This is a genomic window from Hymenobacter amundsenii, from assembly GCF_002204745.1.
Lineage (GTDB): Bacteria > Bacteroidota > Bacteroidia > Cytophagales > Hymenobacteraceae > Hymenobacter > Hymenobacter amundsenii.
Window position 1 is genome coordinate 101,837 of the sequence record NZ_NIRR01000003.1, and the last position, 17,886, is coordinate 119,722.

The following is a 17,886-nucleotide window of genomic DNA, read 5'->3' on the forward strand; positions in this document are numbered from 1 at the left end:
AGCGAAGAATCTCGCTCGTACTCGTTGAATGATAATTGTTCCAACCACTTCATGCGAGATTATTCGCTGCGCTCTGAATGACGTTTCCTCACTTCTCACCTTTGACCTCTAAAACTTCCCACTATGTACGGTTCCGCTTCCACCCACGATATTCCTGCCAAGGCGACCACCGGCCTCGAAAATGAAGACCCGATTCTGCTGGCCGAATTTGAGGCCCGCATTGCCCGGGGCGAGAAAATCGAGCCCACCGATTGGATGCCCCAGCTCTACCGCAAGCAGCTCACGCGCATGATTGAGCAGCACGCGCACTCCGAAATCATTGGTTCGCTGCCCGAAGGCACCTGGATTACCCGGGCCCCTGGATTCCGCCGCAAAATGGCCCAGATGGCCAAGGTGCAGGATGAAGTGGGCCACGCGCAGCTATTGTATTCGGCCGCCGAAACACTGGGCAAAACCCGGGAGCAGATGCTGTCGGACCTGGTGAACGGCAAGAGCAAGTACAGCAACGTCTTCAACTACCCCACCCCTACCTGGGCCGACTCGAACGTGATTTCGTGGCTGATTGACGCCGGCGCCATCGTCAACCAGATGGCCAACGCCAAGGGAAGTTACGGCCCCTACTGCCGCGCCCTCGACCGGATTTGCGCCGAGGAGGCCTTCCACCTCAAGTATGGCCACGACGCCGTGGTGCACATGGCAACTGGCACGCCTATTCAGCGGAAGATGATGCAGGAGGCCCTCAACCGCTGGTGGCCCGCCATCATGACCTTCTTCGGCCCCTCGGATAAGATGAGCACGCACACCGAAATCCTGATGCGCTGGAAGGTTAAGATGGCGACCAACGACGCCTGCCGCCAGCAGTTCTTGGATATGTACGTGCCCAAAATCTGGGAAATTGGCCTGACGCTGCCCGACGCCAACCTGCGCAAGAATGAGGAGGGCGTGTGGGAGTTCTCGGAGCCCGATTGGGAGGATTTCAAGCGCGTGATTAACGGCGACGGCCCCTGCAACGCCGAGCGCATTGCCGTGCGCCGCGCCGCCGAGGAAAATGGTGCCTGGGTCCGCCGCGCCATGCAGCAGCCCAAGGCCCAGTACGTGCGCCCGCTGGCTTAAATAGGTAGAAGGCCCGTCATGCTGAACGCAGCGGAGTCGAAGCATCTCTACCGCAATAGTGTATGATTACTGTGGCGGTAGAGATACTTAGACTCCGGCTCTGCCTTCGCTCAGCATGACGGGCATTATTTACCTCCTCCCATCTTCAATTCCCTTCCCTTTGCTCTTCTCCTTCGACCCGCGCATCAGCCGGCTGGAATTGCCGGAGGTGCCCTCGCTTCCTACTGATAAGGTGGCGCTGGACCAGTTTCCGACCTACGAGGTGTTTCACCAGCGCAAAGAAAACGCGGCCTACGCCTATGTGGGGCCGGTGCACGCGCCCGAGGCCGACGTGGCCTTCCTGTTTGCCAAGGAACAGTTCAGCCGCCGCTTCCCGTGCACCGGCATGTGGGTGGTGCCGACTTCTGCCATTAAAGTGACCGAGTACGGTGACGACCAGCAGTCAGTGTACGACCGGCTGCCGCTGCTGCCCGCCGACGAGCTGGGCACGGCCGCTGCCACCGGGCAGGAATCCTACGACATCTTCCACCTCAAGAAACGCGGCAAGGCGCACGCCCACGTGGGACAGGTGCAGGCTGCCTCGCCCGAAGCGGCCCTGCAGGCCGCCAAGGCCGCGTTCGGCGACCAGCGCCCGGTAGTGAATGTGTGGGTGATTCGCAGCGCCGACCTGCTGCGTTCCGACGACGAAGACCGGGATATGTGGACGACCACGCCCGACAAAAAGTACCGCGAAGCCATTTCCTACAAAGTCCAGGACCGCATCGACCGGTTCAAGCAGGAAGGATAACCAGTATATCGACTACATGAACCCTACTCTCGACCTACTTTACCGCCTCGCCGACGACCAGTTGATTCTGGGCCACCGCAACTCCGAATGGAATGGCCTGGGCCCTATCCTGGAAGAAGACATTGCGTTTTCGAGCATGGCTCAGGACAAACTTGGCCACTCGCTGCAACTCTATGGCCTGCTGCACGAGCTGGGCGAGGCCGAACCCGATACGGTGGCCTTCACCCGCAATGCGCCCCAGTTTCATTGCTGCCAGCTTACGGAGCTACCCATCGGTGAGTACGATTTCAGCCTGATCCGGCACTTCCTCTTCGACCATGCCGAGCTGCTACGCTTCGAGGCGTTGGCCGATAGCTCCTACGAGCCGCTAGCCCTCGTGGCCCGCAAGGTGAAGGGCGAGCTGAAGTACCACGTACTGCACGCCAACACATGGGTGAAGCGCCTGGGCACGGCCACAGAAGAGGCCATTGAGCGCATGCAGGCGGCCCTGGAATTCACGCTGCCCTACGCCCTGAGCATCTTCGAAACCACCGAAGCCGAACCCGAAATTATCAGCAGCGGCCTGTTCATCGGAGAAGCAGAGCTGCAAGCCCGTTGGGAAGCCAGCATCAGCAAAGTGCTGGCCCAAACTGCCCTCACCCTGCCCGACCTGCGCACCCTCACGCCCGTAGCCGGCGGCCGCCAGGGTCAGCACACCGAGCACCTACAGCCCCTGCTCGACGAAATGGCCGAAGTATTCCGCCTCGACCCCACGGCTGATTGGTAAAGCCGGACGATGTTGCTGAGTTACGACAAAACCGTTACGCTATTGAGTCGATGCCCACCCGAGGAGGTGGTAAACCTGTTGTGCGGGGAGACAAAAGAGATAAAGTGGTACGACATCTTAGCGTCTCATCCATTCAGCGGGGAGGTTACCGCGGATAGCTTCTGGATTCGGCCAACTGGCAGAAGTAGCTTGCTGATTGAAGGTAGCATCATTGCTTCAGGCCCAGAGCAGAGCCGGATAGTTATGCGCTTCACGAACGGATTATCTGATAAAATAGGGCGGATTGTATTTATAAGCGGAAGCGTATTTTTTCTGCTGATTACCAGCAACCTAAGTATGGGAGTTAATAATTTTTCCTGGCCTTTAATTGGATTTTGCCTGATGCCCGCGCTAATGGGCGTTGGCGTAGGAAATCTAAATTGTGCTATTGCGACCAGCCGCGCCACAATGCGCCTCAAGGAGCTTCTGGCCGCGAAGGAAACGGTTTGAAACAGCCTCAATTATTACCGTAATCACTATTCTCAGAACACTAAGCACCAAACCTCATGCCCACCACCAAAGCCCAAATTCTCGACTGGCTCCAGGCCGTAACCGACCCGGAGATTCCGACGATTTCGCTCGTGGACCTCGGCGTGATTCGGGAGGTCCGGGTGGAGGACGACGGCGGCGTGTACGTGCGCCTGACGCCTACTTTCGCTGGCTGCCCAGCCATGGACTACATGCGCCGCGATGTGGAGACGACCCTCAAGGCCCACGGCATCCCGCGCGTGACGACCGAAATCAGTCTGCGCGACCCGTGGACGTCGGATATGGTGACGGACCGGGGCCGGGAGGGCCTGCGCCGACACGGGCTAGCCACGCCGCCCAAGCTCAACGGCGGCCTGCTCGACCTCGATATTCTGGAGTACGCCGAGTGCCCGCGCTGCCACACCACTAATACCGAACTGCGCACGCCTTTTGGCGCCACGCTTTGCCGCGCCGTACACTACTGCCACGACTGCCGCCAGATCTTCGAGCAGTTCAAACCCATATAGCCAGCGGCCCGGCAGGTTTTTTCACGGACTTCGTGAAGAGTTTTTCGGACCAGATAGATTGATTTTCGGATTATTTTCGTTGGGCTGCCACACCTCTTTTTTTGCCTGCCTTTTATGAAGCGCTTTACCTCGCTGTTGCTACTGCTGGCGGTCCTTGTTTCGGCCAGCTGCAATCGTACTCCCAAACCCATCGACCCGGCTTCGGCGGAAGCGGTGAAGGTCCAGCTCAATATTCTGCGCGACACCGTGACGGCCAACTGGACCGAAATGCTGGCCTCCGACGACGCCAAGCTCCGCGACACCCGCCAGCTACTGCGCGAACTAACCACCCAGCCCGGCACCGACCGCACCCAGCTGGCCCAGTTGCAATACGCCAACGACCGGCTGCCGAAGCGCCGCTATACCCAGCAAACCATGGCCGAGTCGGCCCACATCGATGCCTACGACGCCGCCCAGGATTCCGTGCTGCGGGCCGTGTACGGGCTGGCGCTGCCCGAGAACCGGGAGCCCGCCCCCATCGTGCGGGAGCTGACCGAACGGATTCAGACGGCCGATGCCGAGCTGGTTGCCTACCGGGTGCACTACGATCAGGCGGCCACGCGCTTCAACAATTATCTGGTTGTACATGCCCAGGAGCTGCAACAGCTGGGTGGCTCCTACGCTAAACTCCAGCCCCTGCCCTTGTTCACTATCGTAGAGTAGCGGGCCGCCTGTTCAACTGCTATTCGAAGAGGCTGACTGAACAATTTGGATGGCTTGAATAGCTTTCCACCAGTAACCAACACGGGGTAAAGATGCATCTTGGCATCTCTACCCCGTGTTGGTTATGCCCCCTACGTGCCCGGCCAGAACGGGCAGCACCATCAGTTGCTAAGCGCAACGCTGCCCCTGTAGTTAGGTTGAAACCGACTGAGCATGTCTGCAAGAGTAGGCGCGGTTGTGGTATTCGCAGGAAGCCCGCTCAGACTCTTTGCTTCGGCCTTTACATACGGTTTGTGTTAATTTTGAAGGCCGCCAACGTGGTATGGTAGAATGCAGTCTGCATTGCCGACGCCACTTGCCAACCCATCTCATTCCCGCAGTTTCCATGCTTCTTCGTCTTCTCCCGCTGCTGCTGCTTTGCGGTAGCCTGCCTGCCCAAGCGCAAATCCAGCTGGGCTCATTTGCTGACACCACTGCTTACCCCGTGTATCGGGGAACTGATCTGGGACTGACCTTCGACCCCGCCACCCGGGCCGGTACCCTGAGCGTGTGGGCCCCCACCGCCGACTCGGTGCGCCTGCGCCGGTACGCGGCCGGCACCGGCGGTCTGGCCACGGCCAGCTACCCGCTGCGCCGGGCCGGGCAGGGCACCTGGACCCTGACGCTGCCGGCGGGCACCACCGGCTTCTATACCGTGCAAGCCACCATCAGCGGCCAGCGCCGGGCCGAAGTGCCCGACCCTTACGTGCACGCGGTGGGCCTCAATGGCGAGCGGGGCGCGTGGCTCGACCCAGCCACCGCCACACCCCCCGGCTGGAACTCCGACCAGCACCCGCCGCTTGCATCGCCCACCGCCATTATGGTAGGCGAGGTGAGCGTGCGCGACCTGTCGAGCGGCCCGCAATCGGGCATCCAACACAAGGGCCAATACCTAGGCCTAGCGGAACCCAGCACCACCGGGCCGGGCGGCGTACGAACCGGGCTGGCCCACCTGCAGGAGCTGGGCGTTACCCACGTGCACCTACTGCCCACCAACGACTTCTCCTCCATCGATGAGAGCCGGCCCAATCCGCCCTTCAACTGGGGCTACGACCCGCTACACTACACCGTGCCTGAAGGCTCGTTTGCCACCGACCCCGCCGACCCGGCGGTGCGGCTGCGCGAGTTCCGCCAGATGGTGCAGGCCTTGCACCAGGGCGGTTTGCGCCTCGTGCTCGACGTAGTGTACAACCATACTACGGCCGTGCAGCGCACCAGCTTCGAGCAGCTCGTACCCGGCTATTACTACCGCCACAACCCCGACGGCAGCCTCTCCGACGCGGCCGCCTGCGGCAATGAGGTGGCCTCGGAGCGCCCGATGGTGCGCAAGCTTATCGTGGAGTCGTTGCTGTATTGGGCCCGGGAGTACCACGCCGACGGATTCCGGTTCGATTTGATGGGCATTCTGGACCTGGAAACCATGCGCCAAGCCGAAACCGCCTTGCACGCCCTCGACCCCAGTATTTTGCTTTATGGCGAAGGGTGGACGGCGGGAGCCAGCCCGCTGCCCAACGAGCAACGCGCCCTCAAGGCCAACATGGTAGCCCTGCCGGGCGTAGCCGCGTTCAGCGACGAGCTGCGCGATGCCCTCAAAGGTCCGTTTTCCAACCACGACCAGCCCGGCTTCGTGAGTGGCCGGCCGGGGCTAGAGGAAAGCGTGAAGTTCGGCATCGTGGCCGCCACCCGCCACCCCCAACTCGACTACGCCAAAGTCAATTACAGCACCGCCCCCTGGGCCGCTTCCCCGGCGCAGTGCCTCAACTACGCCGCCTGCCACGACGATATGCTGCTCTGGGACCAGCTCAAACGCTCCAACCCCACGGCCACCGAGGCGGAGCTACTGGCCCAGGACGTGCTGGCCAACACGATAGTGTTCACCTCCCAGGGCGTGCCCTTCCTGCCCATCGGCGACGAGTTCCTGCGCACCAAGCAAGGGGCCACCAACTCCTACAACCTGCCCGATAGCATCAACCAGCTGCACTGGGACCGGAAGGCCCGTTACCAAGAAGTGTTCGGTTTCTACCGCCGGCTGCTGGCGTTGCGGCGGGCGCACCCGGCCTTCCGGCTGCCCACTCAGGACCTGATTGCCCGCCACCTGCGCTTCCTGCCCAACCTACCGGCCGGCACGGTAGGCTACCAACTCCTCGACCACGCTGGCGGCGACAAGTGGAACACTATTACAGTGCTCTTCAATGGCACCCGCGCCCCGGCTACCCTGCCCCTGCCGGCCGGTAAGTACCGGGTGGTACTGCGAGGCCAGCAGATTGATGAGCGAGGCGTGGGCAAGCTGCGCGTAAGGTCGGGCAATACAGTGGTGCCCGCCAGCTCGGCGCTGCTGCTGGTGCGGTAGATATGGGTAAGATGCTGCCGAGCAGCTGTACAGCTAGCGCCTGCTTAGCGGATGTAGCACTCCAAAGGCTCGCTCGCCAGAAGTACCTGCGGAATTTGCAGGGACAAGAAAGTTGCAAGCTGGCAAATTCCCCAAGCCCCCCCCGCACATTCTACCGGCTTAAATATCGATTATTCGGTAGTGGGTCAGAGTTTATTGTAGTTCTATCTTATCTATTTCCAGTCGAAAGTTCTCGGCTTTTCCGTTGCCTATTAGAAACCTAATCTCCTGAATTTTATCGGCATTGAAGTTGGGCAGGTCCAGCTTGTTGCCGCGGAAGGTAGGCTCCATCTTATTCAGCGGAATCTCAATGGTCTGCCATTCTCCGCTGGTTTCAAAGTTATATATGTAGGAGGCCCTTTCCTGCAGGTTGGATTTTATTCTAAACTGGTAGTCCTTACCATCGCCCTTCAGGCGGATGCAGGCCTTATCGTAGCCGCCCACGTTTTTGGGTGCGAAATGATATTGCATGGAAGCAAATCCACCGTTGTTTTTCAAGGAAACATCGCCCGTAAAGACTGCGTTGCCCGCTTCGTTTCGCGTGAGTTTGCTGGTGGATTTGCCGCCCATTACCACGTCGTTCTCTATCTCCCACCCCGCCCAATCGGAGGAAGAGCTAAAATCAAAAAGAAGCAGGCTGCCCATGAGTAGTATAGTTAAAAATGAAGTGTTCATTGCGGTAGTCTTTACGTGCGGCTACGTGCAGTTTTCTACACCTATAAATAAGTCCTTTGGCTTTGGATAGTTTCCCGTAGCCTGATTCTCAATTGGCGATACATCGATTCAGTGGATCGTGAATCCGTTATCACTCTTTGGGCCGGAGACCTTTGCGGCGGTGGATGATACGGCGGACCTGTCTAACACTATCGGCGGCGGGGTTGAAACGAGTGGTAAACATAGGGAGCAGAACCAGAGGGGCGAAAAGCGCCCCGGGCCGGTTACGCCCCAGACAAGCTGTATTGGCCAACGAGGCCTATGGGCGGGCTATATACGGCCCCAAATCCAGCAAGCCGGGGCCGTAGCCGTGGTTCCCGACAAGGGAAACCGCTTCGGCGGCCTGCTACCCGAAGCCCACCGCTACCATACGAAGAGCGCAACCACATGGAACGCGCCATCAACGGCCTGAAACGCCGTCGGGTCGTGGCCACCCGCTTCGACAAACGTGCCGTCAATTACGTGGCCACCTGTTGTCTTATTACCACCCCGACGTGGCGCTAACTGTAAGCCCCCCCTAGCTGCTCGTCGGCGACAGCCTAATAGTGGAAATGCAGCCGCTCGACAAGGGCAACTACGACTACTTCCGCACTCTCAACCAGATCAACTGCCCGGCTGCCAACAGCGCCGCGCCTACCAACCCGCTGAGCAACTTCTCAGGCAACGTCTTCGGTTACTCCGGCGCCCATTCGCGCCACGTATGCCGGACGCTGGCAACGCTTAATAGCAACGAAAAAGCCGGCCTCAACACCTGATTAGGTACTGAGGCCGGCTTTTTGGTGGGCCCAACTGGAATCGAACCAGTGACCTGCTGATTCACTTTCCTCCGGTTTCCCGGAGTAGTTGGACTATCTCATCACCGTATTTGCCGAGGCAAACGTAGGTGGGGGGCGTTGGTGGAGGCGTATTGCATGGTCTGCTCACCTCCTAGTCTCTGCACCTTCCGGGTACTATCATGACCGTTCCCCGGCTTGGCTCAGGATTGCCATCGGGGGCCATTTGCCCACCGAGAAGGTTTCCCTGAGTTAACCCCCTGCTCATCCCGTAGTTTCCTGCCGGGAGGCACCGCTAAGTATTCGCTGAACATTATGAAGCGTCAGTTCTGGATTATGGGACTCCGCGTGGCAGTTAGAGCATAGTAGCTCGCACTTTCCCGCTTCGACCATAATTGCTTCCCAACTCCGATTAGATAATACCCGCATGTCCAGCTTCATGCTTTTCATATTGGGGTCGGAATGATGGAAATGCAGTGCGGCGACATTGTTATTGTAACCGCACGTCCGGCAGCCACCACCAAACATTTCTATCAGCTCAAGCTTGCGCTTCAACGACCGGATGGTTTGGGAGTGATACGTGTTGGTTTGTGCTTTTACCCGATGGTAATGGTCTTTTTGCTTGCACGCATTGCTGCAATACTTTTGCTTCTGACCAGCTATCGGTTGTTCACAAACAACACACTGCTTCATAAAATCAAAGAACGCTTACTTGATGAGTCAGCTGCTCTAACCGATTGAGCTATAGGCCCATTACCAAATCAACTGCCAAGGCGGTTGGATTCAGCCCTGCAAACTTCGACTTTTACGGCTGGATTTGCAATTTTTTATCGGGGTGAAACTGATCCTAGTTTGTCCGTTTTGCTTTATCGGCGGGCGGCTAGCCCTCACCTCTCTCCACGTTATGCCCCACAAGCTTCCTCACCTGCTGTTCGATTTCGGCGGCGTCATCATCAATATCGATTACAACCGCACCCTGGAAGCCATGCGGCGCTTTGGGAGCGGAATTGAGTTCACCCAGGCGGCCCAGGCCGGGCTGTTCGACGAGCTGGAAACCGGCCAGCTCACGCCTACCCAGTTCCGGACCGGACTACGGGAGCACTACCAGCTAACAGCCACCGACGAGCAGCTCGACGCGGCCTGGAACGCCATGTTGCTCGATGTGCCGGCCGAGCGGCTGGCGCTTATTGCCGAACTGCGGGCCCAGGGCTATCAGACGGCCCTGCTTTCCAATACCAACCACCTGCACATCACCGAAATCAACCGCCGCCTGCAGCAGCAGTACGGCCTTCGGAACGGCATTGCCGACTGCCTCGACCGGGTATTTTATTCGCAGGAAGTGGGAATGCGCAAGCCAGGCGAGGAAATTTTCCGGCACGCGCTGGACCAGATGAACTGGAAGGCCGAAGAAACGTTGTTTATCGAGGACAGTCCCCAGCACATTGCAACGGCCCGCCGGCTGGGGCTGCACACCCTGTTTCTGACTCCGCCCCTTACCTTGCAGGACGCCCTGCCCGCCGCTATTCGTGCCTTCTCTGCCTGACCAACCATCCCCCCTGCCGCTGCCTTTGCCCGACGCGGCCGGGCCGCCTACGTTCACCGCCGCCGAAGCTGAGGCCGATGCCCAACTGGTATTCCGGCGCTACGAGCGGCCGCCCTGGCCCCGGCCGGTGCGCTACGCCCTGCACTTGGGGCTGTTCCTGCTCACGCTGCTCACGACCACGCTGGCTGGCGTAACACTCGTGAACAACCAGTTTTTGAATGACCTGTTGCCGTTTGGGCTGCTGAAGCCGCCGCTGGCCCAGGCATGGGCGGCCCTACAGCCAGGGCTCTGGTACGCGGTGCCATTTTTGGCGGTGCTCACGGTGCATGAGTTTGGGCACTATTTCACGGCCCGCTATAACCGCATCCGGGCCACGCTGCCCTACTTTATTCCGCTGCCGCTGGGTTTCGGCACCTTCGGGGCCGTCATTCGCATCAAGGACCAGATTTATTCGCGGCGGGAGTTTTTCGATGTGGGGCTGGCCGGACCGCTGGCGGGTTTCGTGGTGGCGGTGGGCGTGCTGGTGTATGGCTTCACCCACCTGCCGCCCTTGGAGTACCTCTACCAAATTCATCCGGGATTTGGAGCCTATGTGGCCGGTCATGCTCCCCATGACTTTATGGTGGGGCAGCCGCTGCTGTTTCAGGGGCTGGCGGCCCTACTTGCCGACCCGGCGCTGCTGCCCCATCCCTACGAGCTGCTACACTACCCGGTGCTGGTTGCGGGCGTGTTTTCGTTGTTTTTCACGGCCCTCAACCTGCTGCCTATTGGGCAGCTCGATGGCGGCCACATTGTGTACGGGCTGCTGGGACCACGCCGGGCGGCGCGGGTGTCGGTGGTACTGTTCGTGGCCTTTATTTTCTACGCCGGCCTGGGCCTGTTCTCGCTTCGCTCGGACACCGATACCTGGCTTTACGGCGCGGTGCCCTACGCTTTGTACCTCTGGGCGGTGCTGCGCCGGGCAGTGCCCACGGCCCGGCGGGCTTTGCTGCTGGTGGCGGCCGTGTGGCTGGGGCAGGTGGCGCTCAGCTCGGCTTTCGTGGGGCTGGAGGGCAACCCCGGCTGGCTGTTGTTTGGGCTGCTGCTGGCCCGCGCTACCGGCATTTTCCACCCGCCCGCCCCCGACGAGCGGCCCCTCTCGCCGGGCCGCCAGGTGCTGGGCTGGCTGATGCTGCTTATTTTTGCGCTCTGTTTCGCTCCTTCACCCATCATTATTCAGTGAGTTTAGCGTGTGGAGAATAGGGAAAATGCGCATCGGATACAAAGATGAATTAGCACAGCGGGCACCACCTCCGGCTGTCATTTTTGGCAAGACAATCCATTTAAAGCACATTTTTTACTTTCTGCCCATTCAAACCGCATGCGTGTTATCCGGTACTAAATGACCACACCACAATTTTCTCAAGCACATATTTTTCGGGGTTCGTCGCTGCTGCTGCTCCGGCAGCATGGCCTCTACGTGAGCCAGCGCCGCCGCAACGGCACGGCGTGGCTGGAATCCGAAATTCCGTACGAGGAGCTACTTCCCATCGAGCTCGAATACCAGCGCCCCGGCCCGTTGCGGCTGCCGCCTTCCTGGCTGTGGCTGCTGATTTGGTTCGGGGTGCAGGCCCTGAGCCGTTGGGCCAGCAACGAGCCCGGCGTAGCCGTCTCGACTGAAATGATGGTGGCCGGGGTGGGCTTCGTGCTGGGGCTGGGCGGGCTGCTGCTGGCCCGGCGCTACTTCGGCCGCACCGCTACGCTGGCCACCAACCGCATCCGCCTAAGCCTGCACGACCGGCCCGGCCAGCAGGCTGCCCTCGAAACCTTCACCCACGCCCTACGGCTGCGGGCCCACGCCTACCTGCGCGAGGAGTACGCCCAAGTCAACCCCTTGGGCCCCATCGAACTGCAACTGCACCGCCTGCACTGGCTCCACAACCTCGACGTGCTGACTGAGCCCGAACTGCGCATCCTCAGCACCCGCCTCACCGGCCGCCTTTCCCAGGAACCATTAAAGCTTATGGGAATGGATTTGGAAACGCCGTATCTGAATTAACCCCGTCTATCCTACAACCCATGCATTCAGATAATTACATAATCCGGCAGCAGTACCCGCCAATTGGTTACACGCAGCTTGCGTTGCGCGCTACGGGGCTGGGGGTGGATGAAAAACGGTTTTTCAACCGTACGGAGATAGAAATTCCGTACGAAGAATTGCTGCCGATTGGCGTAGGCCGTCTGCACAATTTCCCTTTTCGCCTTACACTTGCGGCCGTTTTTGTGGCCTTTGGTTGCCTGAAGGCGGCTTATACCGTCGTCACGCAGCCCGACCAGCGGGAGTCGGCGCTGTGGCTACTTCTTATTTTGGGTGGGATTCTGCTGACCGTTATGGCTTTTGCGTTTCGGTCGTGGCGGCACGATTTTATCTTAACCACTGGCCGGGGCAATATTTTCCTGTTCGACAGCCGCCGAAATCGTCCGGCCCTGCATGCCTTTGCCGACACCCTCCGTGACCATACGACGCAGTATTTACGCCAGCAGTACGCCGATATAAATCCGCTGCTGCCCGCCGAGCCCCAAATAGCTCGCCTGGAATGGCTGCGTAGCCTGGGTGCTCTCAGCGACGAGCAGTTTCACCAATTGAAAACCCGCCTGTTGGGCCGATTTTACGGCTCTGACCATGTTCCGGGCAATGAGCACGGTTTGGCTCCTTCAGCCAACTGAGCTATAAGAAGTTGTTTTGAGTTAATTGCGAATGAGTACCCCGGAGCTCTGCTCCGGGGTACTCATTCGCAAGGCTCGCTTCTACCAAAAACTACCCCAGCGCCGCTACGCCGGGCAGCTCTTTGCCCTCCATGTACTCGAGCAGGGCGCCGCCGCCGGTGCTGATGTAGCTTACCTGGTCGGCAAAACCGAGCTGGTTGACGGCCGCGGCCGAGTCGCCGCCGCCGATGAGGCTGAAGGCACCCGACTCGCGGGTGGCGTCGGCAATAGCCTGGGCCACGGCCGTGGTGCCCTGGGCGAAGGTGGGCATTTCGAATACGCCCATCGGGCCGTTCCAGAGGATAGTTTTGGAATTGCGCACGACCTCAGTGAAGGCCTTGATGGACTCCGGGCCGAGGTCGAGACCCAGCCAGCCGTCGGGAATCTGGTCGTTGGCTGCTACTTTGGTGTCGGCGTCGTTGGCAAACTTATCGGCAATGAGGCTGTCGGTAGGCAGCAACAGATTAACGCCCTTGGCTTTGGCTTTCTCAATGAGCTCCAGGGCCAGCGGCATCTTGTCTTCTTCGAGCAGTGAGCTGCCGATGCTGCCGCCCTGGGCTTTGGCAAACGTGTAGGCCATGCCGCCCCCGATGAGCAGGTTGTCGACCTTGTCGAGCAGCTTCTCGATGATGAGGATTTTGTCGGAAATTTTGGCTCCGCCCATAATGGCAGTAAAGGGTCGCTCAGCCTTTTCCAGCACCTTTTTAGCATTGTCAAGCTCGCTCTGGAGCAGGTAGCCGCCCACGCGGTCGGCGGGCGCGAAGCTGTCGGCCATCACGGCCGTGGAGGCGTGGGCGCGGTGAGCGGTGCCGAAGGCGTCGTTTACGTACACGTCGCCGAGCTTGGCCAGCTTGGCCGCGAATTCGGGGTCGCCTTTTTCTTCCTCGGCATAGAAGCGCACGTTCTCCACCAGCAGCACCTGGCCGGGCTGCAGGTTTTTGGCCTGTTCTTCAGCTTTCAGGGCGTCATCGGCGAACTGCACCTGCTGGCCGTACTCCTGGCTCAGGCGGCTCACGATGTGGCGCAGGGAATACTTGTCTTCGGGGCCGCCCTTGGGCCGGCCCAGGTGAGAAAGCAGCACCACGGAGCCGCCGTCCTTTAAAATCTTCTCGATAGTTGACGTGGCGGCCCGGATGCGGGTGTCGTCGGTGATGGCGAAGCTTTTATCGAGCGGCACGTTGAAATCAACGCGCACCACGGCGCGCTTGCCGGCGAAGTTATACTGGTCGAGGGTTTGCATGGAATGAGAATAGGGTTGGCGGAAGGGCGAAGATAGGGCTTTGGGGGAAGGTGGGAGAGGGCGATGAAGATGCGGGAGAGAAAAGAACGTCATTCTCTTTTCGTTTCGTCCTTCCACTTCTCGCTTTTCCCCTCCCCTCCGCAATCCCCAAAGTCCTACCTTTGCCTTTGATATGAAAATTGGCATCTTCTTCGGCGGCCCGTCGCGTGAGCGGGAAATCAGTTTTGCGGGTGGCCGCACGGTGTACGACAACCTCGACAAGGCCCTCTTTGAGGCTGTGCCGGTGTTTGTCGATAGCAGCGGCAACTTCATTCTGCTCAACTGGGAGTTCATTTACAAGGGCACCATCCGGGATTTCTACCCGCCCGTATCGGCGCTGCCGCGCACCGAGGTGCCGGTGCAACTCTACTTCGAGAGCCTAGGCGAACTGAGTGCCGCCGAGCAGGACGCCATTATTGCCGAAGTGGGCCGGCGCGTGGAACCCCGGGAGCTAGCCAAGCTCATCGACTTCGCCTTCCTGGCCCTGCACGGTCCGGGCGGCGAAGACGGGGCTATTCAGGGTCTGCTGGAGTGGTACGGCATCCCGTATTCGGGCTCCGGCATCCTGCCCTCGGCCTTTGGCATCGATAAAATCGCCCAGAAGAAGCTGCTCAAAGCCTTGGGCCAGCCCACGCCCGATTTCCGCCTGATTACGGCCGAGGAATGGGACGCCGCCGACCCGCAGGCCACCCTCGATTACCTGGTGCGCGAGCTAGGTTTGCCGCTGGTGTTCAAGGCCCCGCGCCAGGGCAGCAGCATCGGCATCAGCATCCTGCGCGAAGCCGACGTAGCGAAGTTCAGCACCGCCATCGAGCGCAGCCTGTTCCGGAAAACCGTGACGCAAGCTGAGTGGCAGGGCCTCTCAGACACCCAAAAAATCACCTGGCTCCAGCAATTGGTCGATATCCGGGAGGGCATTGGCCTGCCGGTGGTACTGGATTCAGCTGATAGCTCGGAGCTGTTAGCTGATAGCTCTTCGTTGAATGAAGCTAACAGCCAACAGCTAGCAGCTAACAGTTCAAACATACTGTACCGGCCCGAGGAGTTGTTGGCGGCCCTGAATACGCAGTTGGCCACGCAGCCACGCGTGCAGTTGACGAGCGTGGAGGGCGAAACGCAGGTGCTGGTGGAGAGCTTCGTGCAGGGCCGCGAGTTCTCGTGCATCGTGGTCGAGGACACCGACGGCCAGCCGCTGGCCCTGCCGCCCACCGAGATTGTGAAGGGCGAGGAAATGTTCGACTACCGCTCGAAATACCTGCCCGGCCTGGCCCGCAAAATCACGCCCATCGACCTGCCCGAGGCCGATATCCAGCGCATTCGGGAGGCCTGCGCAACGATGTACCACACCTTTGGCTTCCAGGTGTATGCCCGCCTCGACGGCTTTATTCAGGCCGACGGCACCATTTTTCTCAACGACCCGAACACTACCTCGGGCATGCTGCCGGCTTCGTTTTTCTTTCATCAGGCAGCCGAAATCGGCCTCAACCCCTCGCAGTTCCTCACGTTCCTGATTCGCACTTCGCTGGCGGCACGGCGGCGCGGCGGGCTGCGGCCGGTGAAGCTGGCGGCCCTACTGGCGCGGCTCGATGCGGCCGTGGCGGCCCGGGCGTCGCAGGAGCAGGCGCGCACCAAAGTGGCCGTAATTATGGGCGGCTACTCTTCGGAGCGGCATATTTCGGTAGAGAGCGGGCGCAACATCTACGAGAAGCTCAGCTCCAGCATCAAGTACGAGCCGGTGCCGGTGTTCCTGACCGGCAGCAGCCAGGAGTTCCGGCTCTACGTACTGCCCATCAATGTGATGCTCAAGGACAACGCCGACGATATCCGCGAGAAAATCGAGCAGGCCGAGGCCGGACACGCTACCCACCCGGTGCTGGAGCATATTCGCCGCGAGGCCCAGGTCATCACGAGTACCTACGCCGGCCAGCCTACGGCCCAGCCGCGGCGGGTGAGTTTCGAGGAGCTGGCGGGCATGGTCGATGAGGTGTTCATTGCCCTGCACGGCCGCCCCGGCGAAGACGGCGCTTTGCAGCAGCAGCTGGAGCAGTTCGGCTTGCCCTACAACGGCTCGGGCGTGGCCAGCAGCAGCGTTACCATCAACAAGTTCGAGACCAACAAGCGCCTGCGCGAAGCCGGGATGCGCGTGGCCGAGCACCGCATGGCCAGCCGCCTGGAGTGGGCAGCCGACGCCGAAAGCTTCTTCCGCGGCCTCGAAACGCAGTTCCCCTACCCTTTCATTGCCAAGCCCGCCGACGACGGGTGCTCTTCGGCGGTGAAGAAAATCAAGAACCGGGCGGAGTTGGCGGCCTTCACGCGCCTCATCTTCCGCGACCAGGAAGACTTGCTGCCCGCCGACGCCACTACGCTCAGCCTGGGCTTCAAGGAGGAATTCCCGCAAAAGGAAGCCTTTTTGGTCGAGACGCTCATCAGCCGCGATGGGGCCGCCCACTTCCTGGAAGTAACCGGCGGTTTGCTCACACACTGGGCCGAAAATGGGGAGTTGCAGATTGAAGTGTTCGAGGCGTCGGAGGCCTTGGCCACGGGCGAGGTACTGAGTCTTGAGGAGAAGTTTCTGGCCGGCGAAGGCCAGAACATCACCCCTGCCCGCTACGCCCCCGAGCCCCACGAGCGGCAGCGCATTTCGGAGGAAGTGAAGCAGGAGTTGCGCCGGGTGGCCGAAATCCTGGGTATCCAGGGTTACGCCCGTATCGACGCCTTCGTGCGGGTGCGCCCCAACGGGGCCGTGGAGGTGCTCATCATCGAGGTGAACTCGCTGCCCGGCATGACGCCCGCCACCTGCATCTTCCACCAAACGGCGCTGGCCGGCTACACGCCTTACGACTTCATCGACCGGATTCTGGAGTTTGGCAAGCAGCGCACCGAAAAGCAGATGATGGCGAATAACTAGAGACTAGTTCCCCTCCTTGGAAAGGAGGGGTTAGGGTTGGTTGATGACGCCGAAACGTCATCCATGATAGTTGTTCAACGTGCATCAACCACCCCTAGCCCCTCCTTTCCAAGGAGAGGAACTAGTTTCTAGTCCTTAGCTTCTAACTTTACCCCGCTCCTAGCTTCCAATTCCTAGCTTCTCCCTCTTCATGTCCTTTCTTCGTTCCGATACGCCGGCTGACCTGCTCAAGCACCTGATTCTGATTGCGGTGCTGGCGGCGGCTGTAGTGTTCGGGTTTTTCTACGTGTACCTGCCCATCACGACCAACCACGGCGAAACCATTGTGGTACCCAAGGTAACCGGTATGAACCAGGCCGATCTGGAGGACTACCTCGATGAGCGCAACCTCGATTACCTGGTCGATGACAGCACCTACAACGCCAGCATCAAGGCCGGCACCGTGATGCAGCAGGAGCCGCAAGCCGGCGAGCAGGTGAAAGAGAGCCGCAAGATTTACGTGACGGTGTCGATGAAAAACCCGCCCGTCATCAAAATGCCTAAGCTGACTGACGGCTCGGTGAAAAATGCCCAGATGATTCTCAAAAGCTACGATCTGGTGGTCGGCCAGCTCAAGTTTGTGCCCAACATTCAGAAAGACGCCGTGCTGAAACAGTCGGTGAACGGCCAGGAAATAGCGGCCGGCGCGCCCATCACCAAGGGCACCCGCGTAGATCTGGAGGTAGGCGACGGGCTGGGAAACCAGGAGTTCCCGGTGCCTAACCTCGTGAACATGCCCGCCGATGAGGCCACCACGCTACTCGTGGGCCAGGGCCTGCAGGTGGGCGAAATCTTCTACCAGTCGGCCCCCAACGGCGAGGCCGACGGCACCGTTATCAAGCAACGCCCCGTGCCAGGCCCCGGCACCACCATCCGGATGGGCCAGCTCGTAGACTTGTGGGTGGCCGGCTCGGCCCCGCTCAAGGCAGTGGACTAAGCCGCCGGGCGGGTTCACAGAATCAAAATACCGCGAGGTTCGTTGTACACCAACGAACCTCGCTTACGTTTGTGAGCCGCTGACCGCTGCCAACACGATGACGTTCCCCGATACGCGA

At 60.1% G+C, this 17,886-nt stretch carries 17 protein-coding genes; 15 read left to right on the plus strand and 2 right to left on the minus strand.

Annotated elements, in window-relative coordinates:
* Positions 1-123: 123 nt before the first annotated feature.
* The 7 genes from paaA (at position 124) to pulA (ending at position 6,791) form a co-directional block, all read left to right on the plus strand.
* A complete protein-coding gene (gene paaA, locus CDA63_RS03580; protein ID WP_199797485.1) occupies positions 124-1,113 on the plus strand; it encodes a 1,2-phenylacetyl-CoA epoxidase subunit PaaA in 990 nt (329 codons plus the stop codon).
* Positions 1,114-1,273: 160 nt separating this feature from the next.
* Positions 1,274-1,900, plus strand: a complete 627-nt coding sequence (locus CDA63_RS03585) for a phenylacetic acid degradation b (RefSeq protein WP_088463171.1) — start codon at positions 1,274-1,276, stop codon at positions 1,898-1,900.
* 16 nt (positions 1,901-1,916) lie between these two features.
* Positions 1,917-2,666 (plus strand): 1,2-phenylacetyl-CoA epoxidase subunit PaaC, encoded by a 750-nt coding sequence (gene paaC, locus CDA63_RS03590; protein WP_088463072.1) that lies wholly within the window; start codon positions 1,917-1,919, stop codon positions 2,664-2,666.
* A gap of 243 nt (positions 2,667-2,909) precedes the next feature.
* Positions 2,910-3,155: a hypothetical protein gene (locus tag CDA63_RS20300; RefSeq protein ID WP_126546715.1), complete on the plus strand. Its 246-nt coding sequence runs from the start codon at positions 2,910-2,912 to the stop codon at positions 3,153-3,155.
* A gap of 56 nt (positions 3,156-3,211) precedes the next feature.
* Complete coding sequence (gene paaD / locus CDA63_RS03600; protein ID WP_088463074.1) at positions 3,212-3,700, plus strand: 1,2-phenylacetyl-CoA epoxidase subunit PaaD; 489 nt, start codon at positions 3,212-3,214, stop codon at positions 3,698-3,700.
* 114 nt (positions 3,701-3,814) lie between these two features.
* Positions 3,815-4,402, plus strand: a complete 588-nt coding sequence (locus tag CDA63_RS03605) for a hypothetical protein (protein ID WP_088463075.1) — start codon at positions 3,815-3,817, stop codon at positions 4,400-4,402.
* 385 nt (positions 4,403-4,787) lie between these two features.
* The gene (gene pulA / locus CDA63_RS03610; protein ID WP_088463076.1) at positions 4,788-6,791 is read left to right on the plus strand and encodes a type I pullulanase; all 2,004 of its coding nucleotides are present in this window, start codon (positions 4,788-4,790) and stop codon (positions 6,789-6,791) included.
* Positions 6,792-6,983: 192 nt separating this feature from the next.
* On the opposite strand, the gene CDA63_RS03615 is transcribed toward pulA, so the two are convergent.
* Positions 6,984-7,475, minus strand: a complete 492-nt coding sequence (locus tag CDA63_RS03615; protein ID WP_242434537.1) for a CIA30 family protein — start codon at positions 7,473-7,475, stop codon at positions 6,984-6,986.
* Positions 7,476-8,095: 620 nt separating this feature from the next.
* On the opposite strand from CDA63_RS03615, the gene CDA63_RS03620 reads away from it, so the two are divergent.
* The 6 genes from CDA63_RS03620 (at position 8,096) to CDA63_RS03645 (ending at position 12,566) form a co-directional block, all read left to right on the plus strand.
* On the plus strand, positions 8,096-8,299 hold the full coding sequence (locus CDA63_RS03620; protein ID WP_088463078.1) for a hypothetical protein: 204 nt from the start codon (positions 8,096-8,098) through the stop codon (positions 8,297-8,299).
* Positions 8,300-8,779: 480 nt separating this feature from the next.
* Complete coding sequence (locus CDA63_RS03625) at positions 8,780-9,058, plus strand: hypothetical protein (RefSeq protein WP_088463079.1); 279 nt, start codon at positions 8,780-8,782, stop codon at positions 9,056-9,058.
* A 163-nt stretch (positions 9,059-9,221) separates the two neighbouring features.
* Positions 9,222-9,860 carry an HAD family hydrolase gene (locus CDA63_RS03630; RefSeq protein ID WP_088463080.1) on the plus strand — a complete coding sequence of 213 codons (639 nt, stop codon included), beginning with the start codon at positions 9,222-9,224 and terminating at the stop codon, positions 9,858-9,860.
* On the plus strand, positions 9,844-11,082 hold the full coding sequence (locus CDA63_RS03635; RefSeq protein WP_126546716.1) for a site-2 protease family protein: 1,239 nt from the start codon (positions 9,844-9,846) through the stop codon (positions 11,080-11,082). Before CDA63_RS03630 ends, CDA63_RS03635 begins: the two co-directional genes overlap by 17 nt.
* 159 nt (positions 11,083-11,241) lie before the next feature.
* Positions 11,242-11,898: a hypothetical protein gene (locus CDA63_RS03640; protein ID WP_088463081.1), complete on the plus strand. Its 657-nt coding sequence runs from the start codon at positions 11,242-11,244 to the stop codon at positions 11,896-11,898.
* 20 nt (positions 11,899-11,918) lie between these two features.
* Complete coding sequence (locus tag CDA63_RS03645) at positions 11,919-12,566, plus strand: hypothetical protein (RefSeq protein ID WP_088463082.1); 648 nt, start codon at positions 11,919-11,921, stop codon at positions 12,564-12,566.
* A gap of 91 nt (positions 12,567-12,657) precedes the next feature.
* Here CDA63_RS03645 and CDA63_RS03650 read toward each other — a convergent pair whose 3' ends face one another.
* Positions 12,658-13,845, minus strand: coding sequence for a phosphoglycerate kinase (locus CDA63_RS03650; RefSeq protein ID WP_088463083.1), 1,188 nt, complete (start codon positions 13,843-13,845; stop codon positions 12,658-12,660).
* Positions 13,846-14,017: 172 nt separating this feature from the next.
* On the opposite strand from CDA63_RS03650, the gene CDA63_RS03655 reads away from it, so the two are divergent.
* Positions 14,018-16,792: a D-alanine--D-alanine ligase family protein gene (locus CDA63_RS03655; protein ID WP_088463084.1), complete on the plus strand. Its 2,775-nt coding sequence runs from the start codon at positions 14,018-14,020 to the stop codon at positions 16,790-16,792.
* Between the two features lie 190 nt (positions 16,793-16,982).
* The gene (locus CDA63_RS03660; RefSeq protein ID WP_088463085.1) at positions 16,983-17,768 is read left to right on the plus strand and encodes a PASTA domain-containing protein; all 786 of its coding nucleotides are present in this window, start codon (positions 16,983-16,985) and stop codon (positions 17,766-17,768) included.
* The last annotated feature ends 118 nt before the right edge of the window (positions 17,769-17,886 follow it).

What these genes read in the sequence shown, in the direction of transcription:
- paaA (WP_199797485.1), top strand. Translation starts at nt 124, where the DNA reads ATGTACGGTTCCGCTTCCACCCACGATATTCCTGCCAAGGCGACCACC.
- paaC (WP_088463072.1), top strand. Translation starts at nt 1,917, where the DNA reads ATGAACCCTACTCTCGACCTACTTTACCGCCTCGCCGACGACCAGTTG.
- CDA63_RS20300 (WP_126546715.1), top strand. Translation starts at nt 2,910, where the DNA reads ATGCGCTTCACGAACGGATTATCTGATAAAATAGGGCGGATTGTATTT.
- paaD (WP_088463074.1), top strand. Translation starts at nt 3,212, where the DNA reads ATGCCCACCACCAAAGCCCAAATTCTCGACTGGCTCCAGGCCGTAACC.
- CDA63_RS03605 (WP_088463075.1), top strand. Translation starts at nt 3,815, where the DNA reads ATGAAGCGCTTTACCTCGCTGTTGCTACTGCTGGCGGTCCTTGTTTCG.
- pulA (WP_088463076.1), top strand. Translation starts at nt 4,788, where the DNA reads ATGCTTCTTCGTCTTCTCCCGCTGCTGCTGCTTTGCGGTAGCCTGCCT.
- CDA63_RS03615 (WP_242434537.1), bottom strand. Translation starts at nt 7,475, where the DNA reads ATGGGCAGCCTGCTTCTTTTTGATTTTAGCTCTTCCTCCGATTGGGCG.
- CDA63_RS03620 (WP_088463078.1), top strand. Translation starts at nt 8,096, where the DNA reads ATGCAGCCGCTCGACAAGGGCAACTACGACTACTTCCGCACTCTCAAC.
- CDA63_RS03625 (WP_088463079.1), top strand. Translation starts at nt 8,780, where the DNA reads ATGATGGAAATGCAGTGCGGCGACATTGTTATTGTAACCGCACGTCCG.
- CDA63_RS03630 (WP_088463080.1), top strand. Translation starts at nt 9,222, where the DNA reads ATGCCCCACAAGCTTCCTCACCTGCTGTTCGATTTCGGCGGCGTCATC.
- CDA63_RS03640 (WP_088463081.1), top strand. Translation starts at nt 11,242, where the DNA reads ATGACCACACCACAATTTTCTCAAGCACATATTTTTCGGGGTTCGTCG.
- CDA63_RS03645 (WP_088463082.1), top strand. Translation starts at nt 11,919, where the DNA reads ATGCATTCAGATAATTACATAATCCGGCAGCAGTACCCGCCAATTGGT.
- CDA63_RS03650 (WP_088463083.1), bottom strand. Translation starts at nt 13,845, where the DNA reads ATGCAAACCCTCGACCAGTATAACTTCGCCGGCAAGCGCGCCGTGGTG.
- CDA63_RS03655 (WP_088463084.1), top strand. Translation starts at nt 14,018, where the DNA reads ATGAAAATTGGCATCTTCTTCGGCGGCCCGTCGCGTGAGCGGGAAATC.
- CDA63_RS03660 (WP_088463085.1), top strand. Translation starts at nt 16,983, where the DNA reads ATGTCCTTTCTTCGTTCCGATACGCCGGCTGACCTGCTCAAGCACCTG.